Source organism: Aliikangiella maris (genome assembly GCF_040719265.1).
Classification (GTDB): domain Bacteria; phylum Pseudomonadota; class Gammaproteobacteria; order Enterobacterales; family Kangiellaceae; genus Aliikangiella; species Aliikangiella maris.
In genome coordinates, this window is record NZ_JBFDAH010000008.1 from 49847 (window position 1) to 65437 (window position 15591).

General features: G+C 33.6%; 17 protein-coding genes. 10 read left to right on the top strand and 7 right to left on the bottom strand.

What is annotated here, in order from left to right:
* Window positions 1-30: 30 nt before the first annotated feature.
* From ABVT42_RS09290 to ABVT42_RS09310, 5 genes are all read left to right on the top strand, one after another.
* The gene (locus ABVT42_RS09290) at window positions 31-567 is read left to right on the top strand and encodes a transglutaminase-like domain-containing protein (RefSeq protein WP_353874594.1); all 537 of its coding nucleotides are present in this window, start codon (window positions 31-33) and stop codon (window positions 565-567) included.
* Between the two features lie 101 nt (window positions 568-668).
* Window positions 669-959 (top strand): PqqD family peptide modification chaperone, encoded by a 291-nt coding sequence (locus tag ABVT42_RS09295; RefSeq protein ID WP_353874593.1) that lies wholly within the window; start codon window positions 669-671, stop codon window positions 957-959.
* Window positions 960-1040: 81 nt separating this feature from the next.
* Window positions 1041-1520, top strand: coding sequence for a lasso peptide biosynthesis B2 protein (locus tag ABVT42_RS09300; protein WP_353874592.1), 480 nt, complete (start codon window positions 1041-1043; stop codon window positions 1518-1520).
* Between the two features lie 21 nt (window positions 1521-1541).
* Complete coding sequence (locus tag ABVT42_RS09305; RefSeq protein WP_353874591.1) at window positions 1542-3317, top strand: ABC transporter ATP-binding protein; 1776 nt, start codon at window positions 1542-1544, stop codon at window positions 3315-3317.
* A 32-nt stretch (window positions 3318-3349) separates the two neighbouring features.
* On the top strand, window positions 3350-4588 hold the full coding sequence (locus ABVT42_RS09310; protein ID WP_353874590.1) for a sugar-transfer associated ATP-grasp domain-containing protein: 1239 nt from the start codon (window positions 3350-3352) through the stop codon (window positions 4586-4588).
* A gap of 16 nt (window positions 4589-4604) precedes the next feature.
* On the opposite strand, the gene ABVT42_RS09315 is transcribed toward ABVT42_RS09310, so the two are convergent.
* The 5 genes from ABVT42_RS09315 to ABVT42_RS09335 all read right to left on the bottom strand — a co-directional run bounded on the left by ABVT42_RS09315 (window position 4605) and on the right by ABVT42_RS09335 (window position 8681).
* Complete coding sequence (locus ABVT42_RS09315; RefSeq protein ID WP_353874589.1) at window positions 4605-5783, bottom strand: nucleotidyltransferase family protein; 1179 nt, start codon at window positions 5781-5783, stop codon at window positions 4605-4607.
* 94 nt (window positions 5784-5877) lie between these two features.
* Window positions 5878-6864, bottom strand: coding sequence for a hypothetical protein (locus tag ABVT42_RS09320; RefSeq protein WP_353874588.1), 987 nt, complete (start codon window positions 6862-6864; stop codon window positions 5878-5880).
* 167 nt (window positions 6865-7031) lie between these two features.
* Window positions 7032-7568, bottom strand: a complete 537-nt coding sequence (locus ABVT42_RS09325; RefSeq protein WP_353874587.1) for a phage tail protein — start codon at window positions 7566-7568, stop codon at window positions 7032-7034.
* A 10-nt stretch (window positions 7569-7578) separates the two neighbouring features.
* Window positions 7579-8112 carry a phage tail protein gene (locus tag ABVT42_RS09330; protein ID WP_353874586.1) on the bottom strand — a complete coding sequence of 178 codons (534 nt, stop codon included), beginning with the start codon at window positions 8110-8112 and terminating at the stop codon, window positions 7579-7581.
* Window positions 8113-8129: 17 nt separating this feature from the next.
* Entirely contained in the window at window positions 8130-8681 is a 552-nt protein-coding gene (locus tag ABVT42_RS09335) for a phage tail protein (RefSeq protein ID WP_353874585.1), read from the bottom strand.
* A 119-nt stretch (window positions 8682-8800) separates the two neighbouring features.
* Between ABVT42_RS09335 and ABVT42_RS09340 the strand changes: the two genes are divergently transcribed.
* Window positions 8801-9301 (top strand): GNAT family N-acetyltransferase, encoded by a 501-nt coding sequence (locus ABVT42_RS09340; protein ID WP_353874584.1) that lies wholly within the window; start codon window positions 8801-8803, stop codon window positions 9299-9301.
* A 20-nt stretch (window positions 9302-9321) separates the two neighbouring features.
* Here the strand turns inward: ABVT42_RS09340 and ABVT42_RS09345 are convergent, their stop codons facing one another.
* Window positions 9322-9618, bottom strand: coding sequence for a DUF6916 family protein (locus tag ABVT42_RS09345; protein WP_353874583.1), 297 nt, complete (start codon window positions 9616-9618; stop codon window positions 9322-9324).
* A gap of 221 nt (window positions 9619-9839) precedes the next feature.
* Entirely contained in the window at window positions 9840-10442 is a 603-nt protein-coding gene (locus ABVT42_RS09350; protein ID WP_353874582.1) for an aspartyl/asparaginyl beta-hydroxylase domain-containing protein, read from the bottom strand.
* A 236-nt stretch (window positions 10443-10678) separates the two neighbouring features.
* Between ABVT42_RS09350 and ABVT42_RS09355 the strand changes: the two genes are divergently transcribed.
* The 4 genes from ABVT42_RS09355 (at window position 10679) to ABVT42_RS09370 (ending at window position 15503) form a co-directional block, all read left to right on the top strand.
* Window positions 10679-11605 (top strand): hypothetical protein, encoded by a 927-nt coding sequence (locus ABVT42_RS09355; protein WP_353874581.1) that lies wholly within the window; start codon window positions 10679-10681, stop codon window positions 11603-11605.
* Between the two features lie 148 nt (window positions 11606-11753).
* Window positions 11754-13622 (top strand): asparagine synthase-related protein, encoded by a 1869-nt coding sequence (locus ABVT42_RS09360; RefSeq protein WP_367023745.1) that lies wholly within the window; start codon window positions 11754-11756, stop codon window positions 13620-13622.
* 14 nt (window positions 13623-13636) lie between these two features.
* Window positions 13637-14590 (top strand): hypothetical protein, encoded by a 954-nt coding sequence (locus ABVT42_RS09365; RefSeq protein ID WP_353874579.1) that lies wholly within the window; start codon window positions 13637-13639, stop codon window positions 14588-14590.
* Window positions 14559-15503: a 2OG-Fe(II) oxygenase gene (locus ABVT42_RS09370; protein ID WP_353874578.1), complete on the top strand. Its 945-nt coding sequence runs from the start codon at window positions 14559-14561 to the stop codon at window positions 15501-15503. Before ABVT42_RS09365 ends, ABVT42_RS09370 begins: the two co-directional genes overlap by 32 nt.
* The last annotated feature ends 88 nt before the right edge of the window (window positions 15504-15591 follow it).

The following is a 15591-nucleotide window of genomic DNA, read 5'->3' on the forward strand; positions in this document are numbered from 1 at the left end:
ATTTAATGTCAGTATGAGCGATTAAAAATCGTGACGGCAAACCTTGCGGAAAAATTACAATATTTTTGGCAGTTAAAGCGCTGTGAGAAGGTCTGGATCTTTATTTTGTTTCCACTCAGTGGATTGATTCGGTTAATTTCATTAATCATTCCGCTGGGCTACTTGACGATAATGCTTGGGAGAAAGCAGTGTCAAATTCCTGAGCTGGTAGTTAATTTTATACAGCTTGGATTTGCCAGACGCATCGGGCAAATTATTGATATTATGGCAAAATACACGCCATGGAAAACGGATAGTGTTGTTCGCGTGCTTTTAGCACGAATATTGCTAAGTTATTATCAAATACCGCATGTAACCTATCTGGGATTGAAAACTGATGAATCAAACCCTAATTGCTCGATTAGCGGTAGTTTGAGTACACAAGGATTGTACTTAAAAAGAAAAATCACGTGCGCCTGGATAGAAGTTAGGCAAACCCACATTACCGGACTACATCTGATCGATAAGCTGGATGCTATCGATTCTTATGTTGGAGAGACAGCATTGAGCTCCGTTATTGATGATTAGTTAAAGAGTTTTTGGATTGAAAAAAATAACAATTTTTTATCTTTTCAACTAGTATTAATAATAACCTTTCCTATTAATACTGACGTTAAGATAACAAAAAAATGAACCAGTTAACTATTAATTCTATTATTCAAAAAAATGAAGATGTCGTTGACGCTCAAATTGACGACGGTACAGTCATGCTCGATGTTGAAAGTGGCCATTATTATGGTTTGGATGCTATCGCAACTCACATTTGGCAAATAATTGAACAACCCCAATCAGTCAGACATATTTGTGACAAATTACAGGCAGAATATGACGTTGCTGAACAACAATGTCAGTCAGATGTTATTAGATTTTTAAATGACATGTTAGATATCGATAAGGTTTGTATTGTTGCAACTAAGTAGTCAAATTTAAATATCGTTGCTTTAGATGATGATATATAGTCACTTATAGTATTTTAACTATTTGGTTTGTTAATAGAATATATGCTTAAGCAATTTCGGCAGAAGCTAAATACCGCCAGACACTTGAGTGGTTGGGAAAAAGGCTGGTTTGTTAAATTATACTTTATGAGCGGATTGATCCGTTTAATAACAGTTATTTTTCCTTTTCAACGAGTTTCAAGATATTTGGGAAATTATCATCGTAATTTTCAAGTCTCAACATTGGTGTCAGAAGAACAGCTTGTTACCGCCAATCAATTTAAAAAAATTATACAGCTCGTATGTCGTTATACACCTTGGCATTGTCACTGTCTGGTACAGGCAATTATAGCGGCATATTTTTTTAAGCATTATGAAATTCCTTATGTTTTGTATCTTGGCGCTAAATTAAATCGTGGTCAGGATAAATTAAAAGCACATGCCTGGTTAATGATAAAAAATCAGATAATTACCGGTAAGCAAGGTTATAAAGCCTATCGAATTGTGGGATGTTATCTGAGCCCATTAATTGTGGCTGCTTGAGGGGATGGAATTTTATACTTGATGTCTATTAATGTTAAACACTTATCTTCTTTTAATGAGTTATACCTTACATTAAAAGCGGTTTATCTGTTTTCACCACTTAATTTTTTTCAAGTACTCTCTTACATGATTCTGCAAGCAGCAACTGCGGGAATAGGATTAATGTTGCTTGTTCCCTTACTTGATGTGATTGGTATTACTCATAACGGAACACCGGGAAATATAAATCAACTAGTCGGTTCTATTTTTGAAAATTTAAACATACCCTTAAGTTTAATAAATATATTGATATTATATGTTGTTATTATTAGCTTAATTGCAACGATTCGTTATCAGTTATTAGTTTCTATTGCTAAATTGCAACATTCTTATATTAGTTATTTACGAAATGATTTCTATCAAAAACTATTAAAAACGCGTTGGCAATTTATTGTTAGACAAAAGCTATCTGATTTTAATAGCGCTTTAATTGGACAAATTCAAACCATTGGTAATGTTGCTAATTTACTATTAAATTTGATGAGTCAACTCTGTTTGTTTGTTTTAATGGGGATTATCATGATGATTTTTTCCTGGCAGCTAAGTTTCATTGCTTTGCTAATAATGATGTTACTTGGATTGACATCCAGACCATTGAATGCACGAGTTTATCATTCGGGAAAAAAACAACTTAATGCTTTTAAAAGAATTTTTCAACTTCTTAGTGAGCAACTGAAAAACTTGAAGATAATCAAGATATTTTGTAATGAAAATTTTCATGCAAATCAAGTTTACCAAGCCAGTGTTGAACTAGAAAAACAGCAAATTATTCTGGCTAAAATAAATGCTTTAACACAATGGATATATATGGTTTTTGCGGTAGTTTTATTTAGTTTAATTTTATATATATCGTTAGTTTTACTAGAAATATCTGTGGCGAGCAGTATTGTCTTGATTATTATTTTTTCTCGTCTCATTCCCCATATGACGGCAATCTATAAAACCTATCAAAAACTCATTCATCATGTACCCACCTTGCAAAACATACGAATTCTCGAAGCACAGTTTATCAATGAAAAAGAAAGTACTATTGTTAATCATCGCTGCTATGAAGGTGAAGAAGTGGGACTTCAACAAAATGATGATGTTGATATTAAAGCGCTTGAATTTAATCATTCTATTGAACTGTGTCAAATCAGTTGGCAATATAACGAAAATCAAAGTGTGATAAAGGATTTAAGTTTAACTTTAAACAAGGGTGAAATGTTGTTGATTAATGGATTATCTGGCTCTGGTAAATCTACGTTGGCCGATATATTCTCGGGGCTTTTATACCCATTGCAGGGAAAAATCAAAATTGATGGTTGTCCTTTGCTCGTTTCTCAGTTGGCATTATGGCGAAAAAAAATTGCCTATGTCACTCAAGATGTTTTGTTGTTTCATGCAACAATTCGAGAAAACCTGCTATGGGGATGCAATACGACTATATCAGAAAACAAGATTAGTTCGGTACTTCATCTTGCTGCGGCAACTTTTGTTGAACATTTACCGCAGGGACTTGATACCGTCATTGGAGATAATGGCGGATTATTATCTGGTGGCGAACGCCAACGATTGGCATTAGCAAGAGCCTTATTGCATGAACCAGAATTATTAATTTTAGATGAGATAACCAGTCATCTTGATAATAAAAATACGGAACAAGTCATTAGTACAATTAAGCAACTGGTCGGTAAATTTACCATCGTACTCATTAGTCATGAACAAAAAGTCATGCGAAGTATGGTAAATGTTGCATCTATTAAGATAAATTTATGAATGTTTAAACATAGCTAACTTATCAAACTTTAATGAGCAATAAAACTAAAATATTAATAAAAAAAATTAAACGAGTTGCTTTTAGGCGTGTACCTTACGGTATTTTAAGTTGGCGTTATTTCTTAACTGAAAAGAATAAAATGGTAAAACAACACCAAGCGTGTTTTATGTCTATTTGGAAAAGTCGTTCTGGAGTTCTCTGGTATCTTATTATTTTTCTTAATTTTGGTCGGTGGTATTTGTTCTCGGGATGGCTAGATATTTTTCGTCTTTTAAACAAATGTGGTAAAAAACTTTCAAAGAAGCATCAAGTATCCAGAACTCGACAATGTATTCAATTATTCGTCTTAGTTTATGGACATACTATTCCTGCAAAATTTTATTATTTGTACCGACTTTATCAAATACCTGAGGTAAAATGGCTTAGCTTTGTGTATACCCATGAACTACCCTATTGGCATGAATTATTATCACCGAATAGAAAAGCGCAGTCTTTATCGGTATTGGCCAACAAGGCGGCATTTTCTCAGCTTTTATCCAAGCTTAAATTACCAACTGTTAAAACTTATAGCATACTGGCACCTTATCAGTTTGACGAAAAAATATTATTTTCAAAACGCGATCTCTTCATTAAGCCTAAAATAGGAAGTCGAATGGAGAATTGCTATCGATTAAAATATATAAATTCACATGATAAATATATGCTAACAAAGTTAGCTAACCAAACTGTCGAAACTGGAAAAATTTCGAATGCAATTCATTTAACAGGAAAAGAGTTTATTGGAAAAGAACTCATAGGAAAAGAAATCTATCAGAGCGCTTGTCAACAAGAAATGCTTATTCAACCGTTACTCTATAACCATCAAGCTATTTTTGAGTTGGTAAATAACAAAGAAATTGCAACTGTAAGAGTGGTAACTAAGTGTTTAGATGAGCAAGTTGTTGTACTATTTGCTGTTTTTGAAGTGCCACTACTAACCAAAAATTCTCATTTCTCCGTATACGATATCGATTGTCAGACTGGTCTGTTAAAAAACATTTCAAATTGTTTAACGGATAATGATTGTTCTATTGATGGCCAGCGGCTACCCGGCTGGAACACAATTGTCGAACTAGCTAGAAAAGCGCACACTGCGTTTATAGATATTCGTTATATTGGATGGGATTTTGCCGTTGCCACAGATGGCGTAAAACTATTGGAAGGAAACTTTAATTGGTCTGTGGTTCCGCATATGGTGACAATTGATATTAACAATGAGTTTTGCTACTAATGATAGCTAGCACAATCTATAGCTTTTTGTTATTTAATAAATGCCGATTGATTAATCTGAAAGGACGAAATAGGTAATATAAAAAGAATAACTTATTAGAGCGAAGTCTAAAAGATATAAAGTCTGCGGTAGTCGGCTTTAAGTAAAAAGATAGGTACTTTATTTTTTCTGTTAAATTTGAGGTGAGGATTAATTTCATTTTTAATTGATTTAATATAGAATTCAAATCAGTTTCTTTCGTCAAATTATTAAAGTAACTAAAATATTGATTTATGACTAATTGAAGTTTTTTGTTATGGTTAAATATTGATGATATCTCTATCGGTAATGCTATTCTATAAATAATTGATACAAGCACCCAGCTACAGATCAAAGCATTAAGCTCACCGTAAGCAGTGGCTTTACTAATTAATTTCTGTAAGCAAAATGATTGACTTTTTGTGTTTAGTTGAATTAAGAGAACGATATCGGTTAACCATTTTATTCGGTGGAAAATAGAATGACTGGCATGAGCACAGATATAGATTAATTCATCGTATTCATCATTAGTCTGGTTGAGTAGTTTAGGTGTAAGTTGTTGTGAAAGTAACGAAGAGTCATTGTTTAACCTAACATGTAATTCGACGACTTGATTGCCCTTGTATAGCACGATGTCTTTTATAAACTTCAAATATTTTTCTCTTTGATATTTGTCAAAATCATCATAAGGTAATGCTCTAAACCCTAAGGCTTTGACTGTTTTATAAGCCTTTAAAATGTCCTTTTCATCGATCAATAAATCTAAATCTTTTGCATAACGCTTTGTGATGTTTCCAAAGAGTTTTTTAGCTAGTGGATAGCCTTTTAAGGTGACTGCTGATATTTTGTTTTTTTCTAATGCCGAGAGTATTTGGCTATTGATATGTGTCTGGTCGAGAATTTTATAGTTTATTTTTCGATTGATTTCTGCCAGCCTCTCTAAGAATGAGGATGGAAATAAGTGAGTAAAATATTGCTTGATATTAAGGTAGGTACAAGGCCAGGTGCGATGATAATTAATTTTTGCTAATAAATTGTCGAAGTCGTCGACATGTTGGATTAATTGATTGCACTGCTCTATTTGTGAGGCATTTAGTTTTGGCAAGTTAAGAAGTGCCAGTAAAGTAATCTCTGATAAATGAGGATATTGATTTGTTTCTATATTATTTGCATTCATTTTTATCATAATGTAGATTGAAACCTTCAATTAGGCACTTCAACTTAGTTAATTATAGTTCAGTCACATTGCTTTTGGAAAAAATGAGAGAAGATTATTGTGATTGATGAGAGCAGCATGCGACACTTTTATCAAACTTGTTTGGTTCGAGTGTTGACAGATTTTTCTCTTTATTTTTTTGTCTAAGCTTTCTAATAATAACTAGCAAAAATGATAATGTCAGTCCAATTATATAGGCTACTAAAACACCACTTTTGGGAAAATGAAAATATTGTTCTTCTGGCGTTCTGGGTGAAATAAACGTTTTAAATTCAGGGTATAATATTGGATTGTTTAATTGTTCTTGTTGGATAATGTCAGCCAATAGTATATCAATTAATTTAGTGATTTTGATATTTTTTTTAATGTCTTTTTGCTCAATTAGTCGAGATTTTCTAAGTATTAAATCTTGCTTTTTTTGTTGATAAAAATAATCATTAGTAAATGTAATCCAATTAGATAACACCATACTACCTTGTTTGGCATCCGGCCATCTCAAGGTGACTTTCATTAAATTATTTTGATTGTTGTATTGAACAAATAATGATTTTTTGAATTTTTTAACTACTAAGTAGTCTTTAGGTATATATTCATTTGCAATTTGCAAGTCTTCGTTTGGATTAAATATCCGACGTAGTAAAGAGCGAAAACCATAGCTTTGTTTTTTTTGCCAAGTTTGATGCTCTGAATCCCATTGCTCAGCAAATAAAAGGGGTTTTAATTGAAATTTTTCGATGAATTGAAGTATAAATTGATCTGTTTGTATCATTGCAATTTTTTGTTGTTGGCTGAACGTGACCTGTTTTTGTGATGAAAGATATTGTCTGGCAATTGATTTGCGTAGTGCTGGATCAAATTTTTTAAGCGATATGTTTTTTGAATCAATGAGTGGCGTGCCAGGTAATGTTAGCAATGCCGTTATCTGATAATTTTCACGAATATTGACTAATATTATAATTAAAATACAAAACATTGATGGTGCCAGAAAAATAGTTAGCTTCTCTTTTATAGTAAATGAAATTTTCTGTTTATCTAGTTTCATTCAATTCTTAGATCTAATACGGATTTATCTCATTTTGTAAAAGATTTTTTATAAAATCTTTCTCTCAGAATTATGATACGATATCTTATTTGCTCATATTGATATTTTTCTCCTGTATAGGCATGGTAGAGCAAACAAGATATCAGAGTATTATTTAAAGTTTTCAATTAGTTTCTTGGTGGAAAAATACCATCGAGTGCAATACAAAAGTTTAAACTCAGTAAAGGTTGTCTATTTTCATGGGGTTGACTTTCACCGGTTGTTGAAAACATCGAATTAGACATGGTCGTATTGGCTGATACGTTTTTCGACATAAAACTGATAATTTCCGTTTCGTTGGGATCAACGCCAAGCATATAAGATGGAGAAGGCTCGGGAGATGAGCCTAATTGTACTGCACCATGGACAACATGATCATGCATCGGAATTTCGTTTTCGGTTAAGGGCACAGTCGCGACTCCAGCCTTCTCTGCGATGGGACGATATGTCAAACCTGGGCCATTTCCCCAATGCATCGGTGATCGACCCCGTAAATCTGGTAGCCTAAAATTAGTTCGACCATCACCGCCATATAGCGTACCAATAATTGCGAATAACGCACTAAACTCGCTAATTTGTAAATAGCCACCATTGCAGATTGCCCAGTTTCTTGGAGCATAATTACAACCCCATATTCTGATTTCGCCAATAAATGGTTCGGACATGGTTTTTCTCCTAGTTGCGTGGTGGGTAAAGACCGTTTATACAGATGATAAAGCTGATGGATTGGTAGGGCATCATATTATAATGTTGTTGACTACCTCCTGATGAAGAAACGGTTTCACTGCTCATTGTTTGAAAACGTGCTGGATCAGTTGGAACAGATGTATAGGGCTGATCGCCGTCAATTTGCGAAGCGGGTAAATCTTGCCCGGGATTGCTGGATTGTGCGGATGACTTACTGGCCTGAATGGAATGGTTATGACTTGGAATTTCACTAATACTCAGTTGAACCTGTTCAGTTCCAAATTTTGAACCAATTAACCTGGGAGTTAAGCCCGGACCAGTTCCATAGTGCAATGGTATTCTGCCACGCATATCAGGAAGTGCAAAAGTTGAACGTCCGTCACCACCATAAATAGTACCAATTAATGAAAAAAGTGCATTGTAGTTGGCGATTTCAAGCAACGTGCCATTGCAAAATGCCCATTGTCTTGGTGGAAAGTTACCACCGAACATGCGAATTTCACCTAAGAATGGATCACTCATTAGTTGACTCCTTCAGACTAGTTACGCGACGGAAAAACGCCGGTTAAAGAAATACAAAAATTAACGACTAAAGATGGCTGCATATTGTAATGTGCTTCGCCACCACCGTTTTGAGTGACGCCTACCGGATTGAGTGCAACCAGATTGTCATCGCTTCCATAAAAGTCCGAGGGATTACCGGTACCTCTGTCGATTGCAGTAGCAAAAATAGCATTGGTAAAAGATCGAGAGTTACTATTTTCAGTTGTTCCTCTAATGATATGCGTGTGTGCGGCTAATTCCGCTGAACTGAGTGTGACATTTTCCTTACCGTAATGACTGCCAAGTTGATAGACAATTTCGCCTGGTATAACTGGATCAATATAATCACCAAAGTTAATGGGAGTGCGTCCACGTAAATCAGGTAATGCAAAAGTTGTTTGTCCATCCCCGCCGTAAGTTGTACCAAGTAAAGCGTACAGTGATTGATTTTGATTAATTGGTAATAATTGACCATCACATTTAGCCCATCCTCGAGGAGGCCAATTGAAGCCAAACATTCGAATCTCACTAATATAGGGTTCTGCCATGTTGCCTCTCCATTACAGTAGTTTGCTGTCTGATTAATAGGTCGATCGTTTCATCATATAAAAATTCGGTTATACTGCTTTGTGTTTATGCAATAGTAAGCAATAACGGGTATAAGAAAATGACTGATTCTGAATATTGGAAAAATACACTCATCTTCAAAAAATATACGGATGAAGATATTCCCTTTATGCTTTCATTATATGAGTCTACCCGCATGAGCGAACTCGCTGTTTTACCTTTATCAGAGGCTCAGAAAAATATTTTTATCGAGCAGCAGTTTTTTGCACAATTAAAGCATTATGTCAGTTTTTATAATAATGATTGCTTTTATATTCTCTACGAAAATGAACAAAAGATTGGTCGTCTTTTTGTAGATTACTCCTCTATCAATATTCGAGTTGTTGATATTTCTTTATTACCTGAAAAACAATGTCAGGGTTTAGGTAATTATCTATTTAATCAGGTTATATTTCCTGCCTGCGCAACGCGCGGTCGTGTTTCTCTACATGTTGACTCTACAAGTAGAGCCGTTAAATTTTATGAACGCCTGGGGTTTAAACAATCTGATAGCAAAAATATTAATAATGACTTTTATCAGCTAATGACCTGGCAACCATAGATGAAAATTTAACGATAGTATTAAACTACGGCTTGTTTTTTTCTGGTAATTACCGTTTCGTATTCGTTCTCGCTGTTAGGTGTTAAAAATAATTGCTTTTCACCAAACTCTGGATGCACCAAAGTGTAGGTTCCCTGTGGAATATGAAAGTCTGAACTACCCTGATAAATGACGGAGAATGCATCCCACTCATCACCATTTATTTGAGAACGTATAACATCGGTTATCACTAATGTTGCCTGATGATTGGCGTTATCGATAACGTTAATGACCTGTCCAATTAACGACTTCAAATTATTATAATTATAAGAATCCATGCGTTTTCCAATTAGCCTGATATTGGTTATCTTAAGCGTGTTTTTAATACAGCATAGACAATAAATCTCGCTAGACCAAAGTAATTTAATAAATGTGAGAGATTTTTTTAAAATCATTACAAATGGAGATTTCTGATTTTTTGTATCATCTTCTTTTATCTAATGCTTGATTATTTCTGGCAACCTTCTAATGCAATCGTGGGTCTCTGTTGCACCGCAAGTTAGCTAACAATCATGTTCTTAAGCCAATCATTAGCAATACAGTCAACAACTAAATGAGTGCGACATTCTGCAGAGCTATTCACCACACTATGCTCACGATCCGCATCGATGTACCACAGTTCTCCTGGAATCATTGGTACACTTTTCCCTGCAACTATAAACTGTGTACCATGCGGAAAACTAATGGGAATATGCAGTCGTGCTTCGCCGCTATTTAAACCGACACCAGGGTCGCGATGTGGCAATATTGAAGAGTAGCCATGTAAACGCATGAACCTTACTGATTTTATTGGGCACGTCATGCGTGACAATAGTCCTTTTATAGGTGGGTATTGATTAATAATAGGTAAATTAGTCCATTCATCTTTGCTATCACCACTCTCATGGGAAAAGCACTGTAAAATTGGGTGAGCATTTTGAAATTCTTTTTTTGCACGTAATGCAATCACGTCCCAGGAACCTTGATAAGCTTGTTGATTCACATGAGCTTGCCAATGGTTGTGTATCTCAAGTTGCCGAACGAGTAGATTTAATTCAACTATCGATAGAAAGTTCCCGATTCGTTTATAGGTCGGGTAGGTAATCTTAATAAAACTATTCATTAACTTATGGAGATCAATTTTTTTGACTATAGTTAAATATAGTCTAGATAATTAACAAATTAACAAATTAACAAATTAACACTATTCAAATTAATAGCGAATGGTCAGTGAATTAGAATATTTGATAAATAAACTGATGCTAGATTGGCTTAAGCTTTTTAACTAAGCTGATATTTCCGAGATAAAAATCTGATAAAAAACAAATAAGTTATAGATAAAAAGACAGGGTGTAGGCGATGCCGGTGTATTCAATTTTCGGGCTAAATATAGAAAGTGATATTCAGTTACCTGCTATTACGAGCGAAGGAACTGATATTCAAATTACAATTCGTCAGCAAGCTATTGACAATCAGCTATTTAATAATGAGCTTATTAAAAGTTCGCAACCTTCTAATAATAATCCTTATATTCCTGTTTCGTATCAGCAAAATAATGAGCTTTGGTTTTGTGTGGAAAATATTGCAAGTTTTTATGTCGGATATGGAAATTTAATTCTTTATCAGCCTGAGGAAGGCGCTGAACAGCAAGATATATTACTTTATTTATTAGGCACATGTCTTGGCATCATAATGCATCAACGTGGGAGTCTGGTATTACATGCAAATGCAATTCAGGTTGAAGATGGCTGTATTATTTTTATGGGAAAGTCGGGCCAAGGAAAGTCAACGTTAGCTGCTGGCTTTCTTCAGGCAGGGTGCTCAATTTTGACTGATGATCTAACAGTTATTAATCATAATATGCAGGTTGAACCTGCGATACCGCAACTAAAGCTTTGGGATGATAGTATTAAACGACTTGGAATAAAGCAAGAAAATGGTAAAAGAATCAATTTGCATCAGACAAAATTTAATTTTTCATTAAGTACCGGTTTTTGTAAACAAGCGCTACCGATTCGCGCAATTTATGAACTCAATGTTCATCAAGAGAATACTTTTAAATTTGAACGAATATTTGGTATGAAAAAGTTTATTCCCCTTCGATGTCATACTTACCGAAAGTTCTATTTAGCCGGATTAGGATTAACTAAACAACATCTTAAACTTTGTGCAAATTTGGCTGCTCAGGTAAATATTACACGCTTGAGTCGGCCTGCAAAGCCATTTATGCTAAATGAGATGATACAGGCTATTAAGCAAGACTTAGCTCAGCAGTTCGTCGCATAGTTCAATAATGAATAATGAATAATGAATAATGAATAATGAATAATGAATAGCAATTTAATTGAGTTATGGACTGTGTTTGATGAGTAGCATTCATGCCTGCCATATTTGGAATATTGAACAACATCGGATACAGCCGATAATTAGACGAATGTTGGCTTCCTCTGACTATTGGCAGCCCGATAAACAATCAATTTGGCAGAATAAAAAAAATGTTAAAGGACAAGTTGCTTTAGCCAAAGCACAATTGTTTAATACGTCAAATTCAATAGTAGACGAAGTTTATTCTTGTAAAAAAAATAACTTGTCAATTTGTGCAAATACTCGTTTGGATAATCGGAATTGGTTAATTGGTGAGTTGTCTCAACAGATTAATCAATGCGCCTTACAAACAAAAAAAATTACCGATAGTCAATTAATTTTAATGGCTTATATTCGTTGGAATAAATCATGTGTCAACTATTTTAAAGGCGACTTTGTTTTTATTATTTGGGATGATAGTTTACAAGCATTTTTTTGTGGCCGAGATCATTTTGGTGTGAAAAGCTTATTTTATGCTTTAACTGATGATGGCATAATGATTTCAAATGAGCATAATGCATTTTTTACCGCCAATTGGTTTAACAAAAAACAAATTGATGAGCAGTGGCTGATTGAAAAGCTGTGGGGGTTAGGGCCACGTCAATTGAGCTCACCATGTTCTGCCATTAAAACATTACCGCCAGCACATTGTATGGTAATTAATAGAGATGGTGTTTTTTTATCGCAATACTGGTCGCTAAAAACTGTTAATACTTGGCAAGGTTTATCTGAAAGAGATCTTATTATTGAGCTAAAATCAAGGTTCAAAAAAGCTGTAGAATCAAGAGTTTTAAGTGAGTATCCCATTGGTGCCGAGCTTAGTGAAGGGTTAGATTCAAATGGAATTGTTGGCTTTGCCGCAAAATTTATGCAGAATCAATCCATAATGACTTTTTCTTATCAATGTGAACGGCTAACAGCTGGTAATAGTAAAAAATGGGAGAGAACTTATAGGGATATTTTTGACATGATAAATTTACATAAAAATTTGCAACCAGTTTGGCATGATTTAAACTTAGAACAACAAAAAAAACTAAGTAAAGATTGCTTGAGTAAATTGTTTAACAACTTGGGGCTCGTTGTTCCTTCTCTTGGGTTAGAGTTTGTTCGGTTATCTCTGGCTGAAAAAAATAATATTCGCACATTATTATCCGGTTGGGGAGGTGATCACTGTGCAACAACTTATGGTGATTCATATTTTAATGAGCTGGCACAATCTTTCGAACTAAAAAAACTATGGAAAGTTTTGCACAAGAGATACTTGAGAAAAAGGGGGGGTAATGCATACGCTATGATAATCCAGTTGCTAATTAAAAACCACTTCCCTTATGCTTTTAATTATTATGATAAACAGTTTGATGGATTAACTAAATCGAGAAAACAGCGCGTGGCGTACCATTTTTTGAATAACCATTGGATTGAAAAGTATAACCTAAAAGAAAGTTTCTTAGAAAAAAATTTTCAAACTAAAAAGCTTTCTACTCGATCAAAGGAAAAATATGAACTCTTTAATACGAGTTTACAATACCGACTGATGACAATGGAAATGTCTGGGCGCCAACATCGATTGGAGTATCGATTTCCAATGCTTGATATTGATCTAGTTGAATTTGTGCACAGCTTACCCGGATATCTAAAAATTAAAAATGGTATTGAACGGTATCCATTTAGAAAGATTTTAAAAGGATATACGACGGAAAAAAATAGAAATCGGAAAAAATCAGATGTAAACCATCCGATAGTAACTCATAATGAATTAGCTGGTTTTAAGTCAAAATTTGAAGATGAGCTAAAAAATAGTCAATTGATTAAGCAATATAGCTGTCTTGATAAATTAAAGAAATGTTTGAGCGCAAATGACCCAATACTTAATAATAATTTAAGTTTTTTGTTAGATCTAGAACGGGAATATTATTTAGAAATGAATTTTGATAATTAGTATGTGGGTATGATATGCGAATAAAGAGTATAAATAGTTGTAGTGAGAATGATTTGTGGGACTATATTCCTCGAGATTATCTTGTTTTTAAAGGGCAGTTATTTATTGATTTTATTCGTATTAATATGCAAGCGGTTGATGAGCCATTTTTGTTTCAAACAGAGAATAAGCTAATTGAGTTGAATGCTGAACGAAAGCTGATTGCATTTCAAAATTTACAGTTAAAAAAACTATTAAAACCTGCAGGTTTAATATTTCATAGTGCGCGATGTGGATCAACTTTACTGTGTAATATGCTGCAATCAACGGAGAAGTGTTTGGTAATAAGAGAAAGTGGATTAATTAATAAAATATTTGCAGACACATTAATTGATGAGGATTGTCGAAAGTGGTTATATCAATTAGTTGTTCATTTTTATTGTCTTTATGCCTTGAAAGAAAAGAAAGCCTGCATTATTAAATTTACCAGTCATTCAAGCCTTAATATATCCTGGTTTCATAAACCTTATGCTAAAGTGCCATGGGTATACTTATTACGAAAACCAGAAGATGTTATTCACTCATTAACTAGCAAGCCTGCTGGCTGGTGTAGTAATAAAGTTTTAAAAAAGAGCTTTCGATTAAAACATGAAATTTTACCATATAATAAATTAAAGCAAATCGAATTGCTCTTAACGCATCAATATCAAATGATAATTGACTATTTTCAACAGTTTAAAGGGTTGATTGCTGAATATGAAAAATTAGTTTTATCCGATCTTGAAGCGTTTAACCAGATAACTAGATGGTTTAACGTTAAACCGAATGATGATAATAAGCGTATTCTTCAGTGCCTTTCATTTAATGCAAAAACTGGGGAGAAAATGTGTCTATATCCTATTGATGTTAATAATCAAAAAGATAATTCAGAAAATCAAAAAGAAAGAGCCTTATGTTATGAATACTATCAAAAAGTCTGTTGTCTCTGAACAGTCTTTACTTGAAGGTTTGATTGAAAGTAATAACGATAAGTTTCCATTGTCGGTTAGCTATTTAACCAATAAATTGCTAGTTAAAGAACTATTAAAAAAACTAATAGAGCGAGTTGAATCTAAACCTTCAAGTAATATATTTCAACAAATTGTCAACTTGAATCGATGTGTTGGAGATTTTTATTCCGTAAAAAAATATCTGAAAAAATGGTTAAGCATCTATCCTTATGACAAAAATGCGAATTATTTATATAGACTATTTATAAAAAATAAAATCGATCAAAGAGATTATGATACTAACCAGGTAAAGCCAGCATCATTTAAAATATATTCAGAATTTTTAAACCGTGCTGAGCACGACTATTTTATTAGTAAAGTCATTCGTCATGAATCATCATTTAAAGATGATGGAATTTTTTATGGCGATCGCTCTGAAATAGACAAAACTAAGCGATACACAAAGTTTTTTAAATTGAATGATAATGAGAAACAATTGTTTATTAGGAAATTAGCACCTAAGGTTGATGGTTTATTAAATAATTTTTTACTTGAAAAGTTGGCGATAAAGGAATTTGAATTAAAGTTAACAGTACATCCCAAAGGCGGATTTTTTCATATTCATCAAGATGGCTTCTATAAAATACGAGGTGGTGTACGGGTGCTTAGCTGGATTTATTATTTTTATAATTTACCTAAAAATTTTACGGGAGGAGATTTGATATTGTTTGATTCTAATTGTAACAACGAAAATCATCAGTATCATCAAGAAAGATTTACACGCTACATACCGGTTGATAATCAATTAATTATTTTTCCATCTCACTTTTTTCATGGGGTGACACCCGTCGATATGCCAGTTTCTAATTTTATATCATCTAGATTTGCTATATCTGGACATATTCGATTTTAAATTTTCATAGATTAATTAGCAATAATCAACTAACTTTAATAGTGTAAGAATTGATCATCAATTAAAGAAAGTTTTAAACTCAGTGTAA

What these genes read in the sequence shown, in the direction of transcription:
- ABVT42_RS09295 (WP_353874593.1), top strand. Translation starts at nt 669, where the DNA reads ATGAACCAGTTAACTATTAATTCTATTATTCAAAAAAATGAAGATGTC.
- ABVT42_RS09300 (WP_353874592.1), top strand. Translation starts at nt 1,041, where the DNA reads ATGCTTAAGCAATTTCGGCAGAAGCTAAATACCGCCAGACACTTGAGT.
- ABVT42_RS09305 (WP_353874591.1), top strand. Translation starts at nt 1,542, where the DNA reads ATGTCTATTAATGTTAAACACTTATCTTCTTTTAATGAGTTATACCTT.
- ABVT42_RS09310 (WP_353874590.1), top strand. Translation starts at nt 3,350, where the DNA reads ATGAGCAATAAAACTAAAATATTAATAAAAAAAATTAAACGAGTTGCT.
- ABVT42_RS09315 (WP_353874589.1), bottom strand. Translation starts at nt 5,783, where the DNA reads ATGAATGCAAATAATATAGAAACAAATCAATATCCTCATTTATCAGAG.
- ABVT42_RS09320 (WP_353874588.1), bottom strand. Translation starts at nt 6,864, where the DNA reads ATGAAACTAGATAAACAGAAAATTTCATTTACTATAAAAGAGAAGCTA.
- ABVT42_RS09325 (WP_353874587.1), bottom strand. Translation starts at nt 7,568, where the DNA reads ATGTCCGAACCATTTATTGGCGAAATCAGAATATGGGGTTGTAATTAT.
- ABVT42_RS09330 (WP_353874586.1), bottom strand. Translation starts at nt 8,112, where the DNA reads ATGAGTGATCCATTCTTAGGTGAAATTCGCATGTTCGGTGGTAACTTT.
- ABVT42_RS09335 (WP_353874585.1), bottom strand. Translation starts at nt 8,681, where the DNA reads ATGGCAGAACCCTATATTAGTGAGATTCGAATGTTTGGCTTCAATTGG.
- ABVT42_RS09340 (WP_353874584.1), top strand. Translation starts at nt 8,801, where the DNA reads ATGACTGATTCTGAATATTGGAAAAATACACTCATCTTCAAAAAATAT.
- ABVT42_RS09345 (WP_353874583.1), bottom strand. Translation starts at nt 9,618, where the DNA reads ATGGATTCTTATAATTATAATAATTTGAAGTCGTTAATTGGACAGGTC.
- ABVT42_RS09350 (WP_353874582.1), bottom strand. Translation starts at nt 10,442, where the DNA reads ATGAATAGTTTTATTAAGATTACCTACCCGACCTATAAACGAATCGGG.
- ABVT42_RS09355 (WP_353874581.1), top strand. Translation starts at nt 10,679, where the DNA reads ATGCCGGTGTATTCAATTTTCGGGCTAAATATAGAAAGTGATATTCAG.
- ABVT42_RS09360 (WP_367023745.1), top strand. Translation starts at nt 11,754, where the DNA reads ATGTTGGCTTCCTCTGACTATTGGCAGCCCGATAAACAATCAATTTGG.
- ABVT42_RS09365 (WP_353874579.1), top strand. Translation starts at nt 13,637, where the DNA reads ATGCGAATAAAGAGTATAAATAGTTGTAGTGAGAATGATTTGTGGGAC.
- ABVT42_RS09370 (WP_353874578.1), top strand. Translation starts at nt 14,559, where the DNA reads ATGAATACTATCAAAAAGTCTGTTGTCTCTGAACAGTCTTTACTTGAA.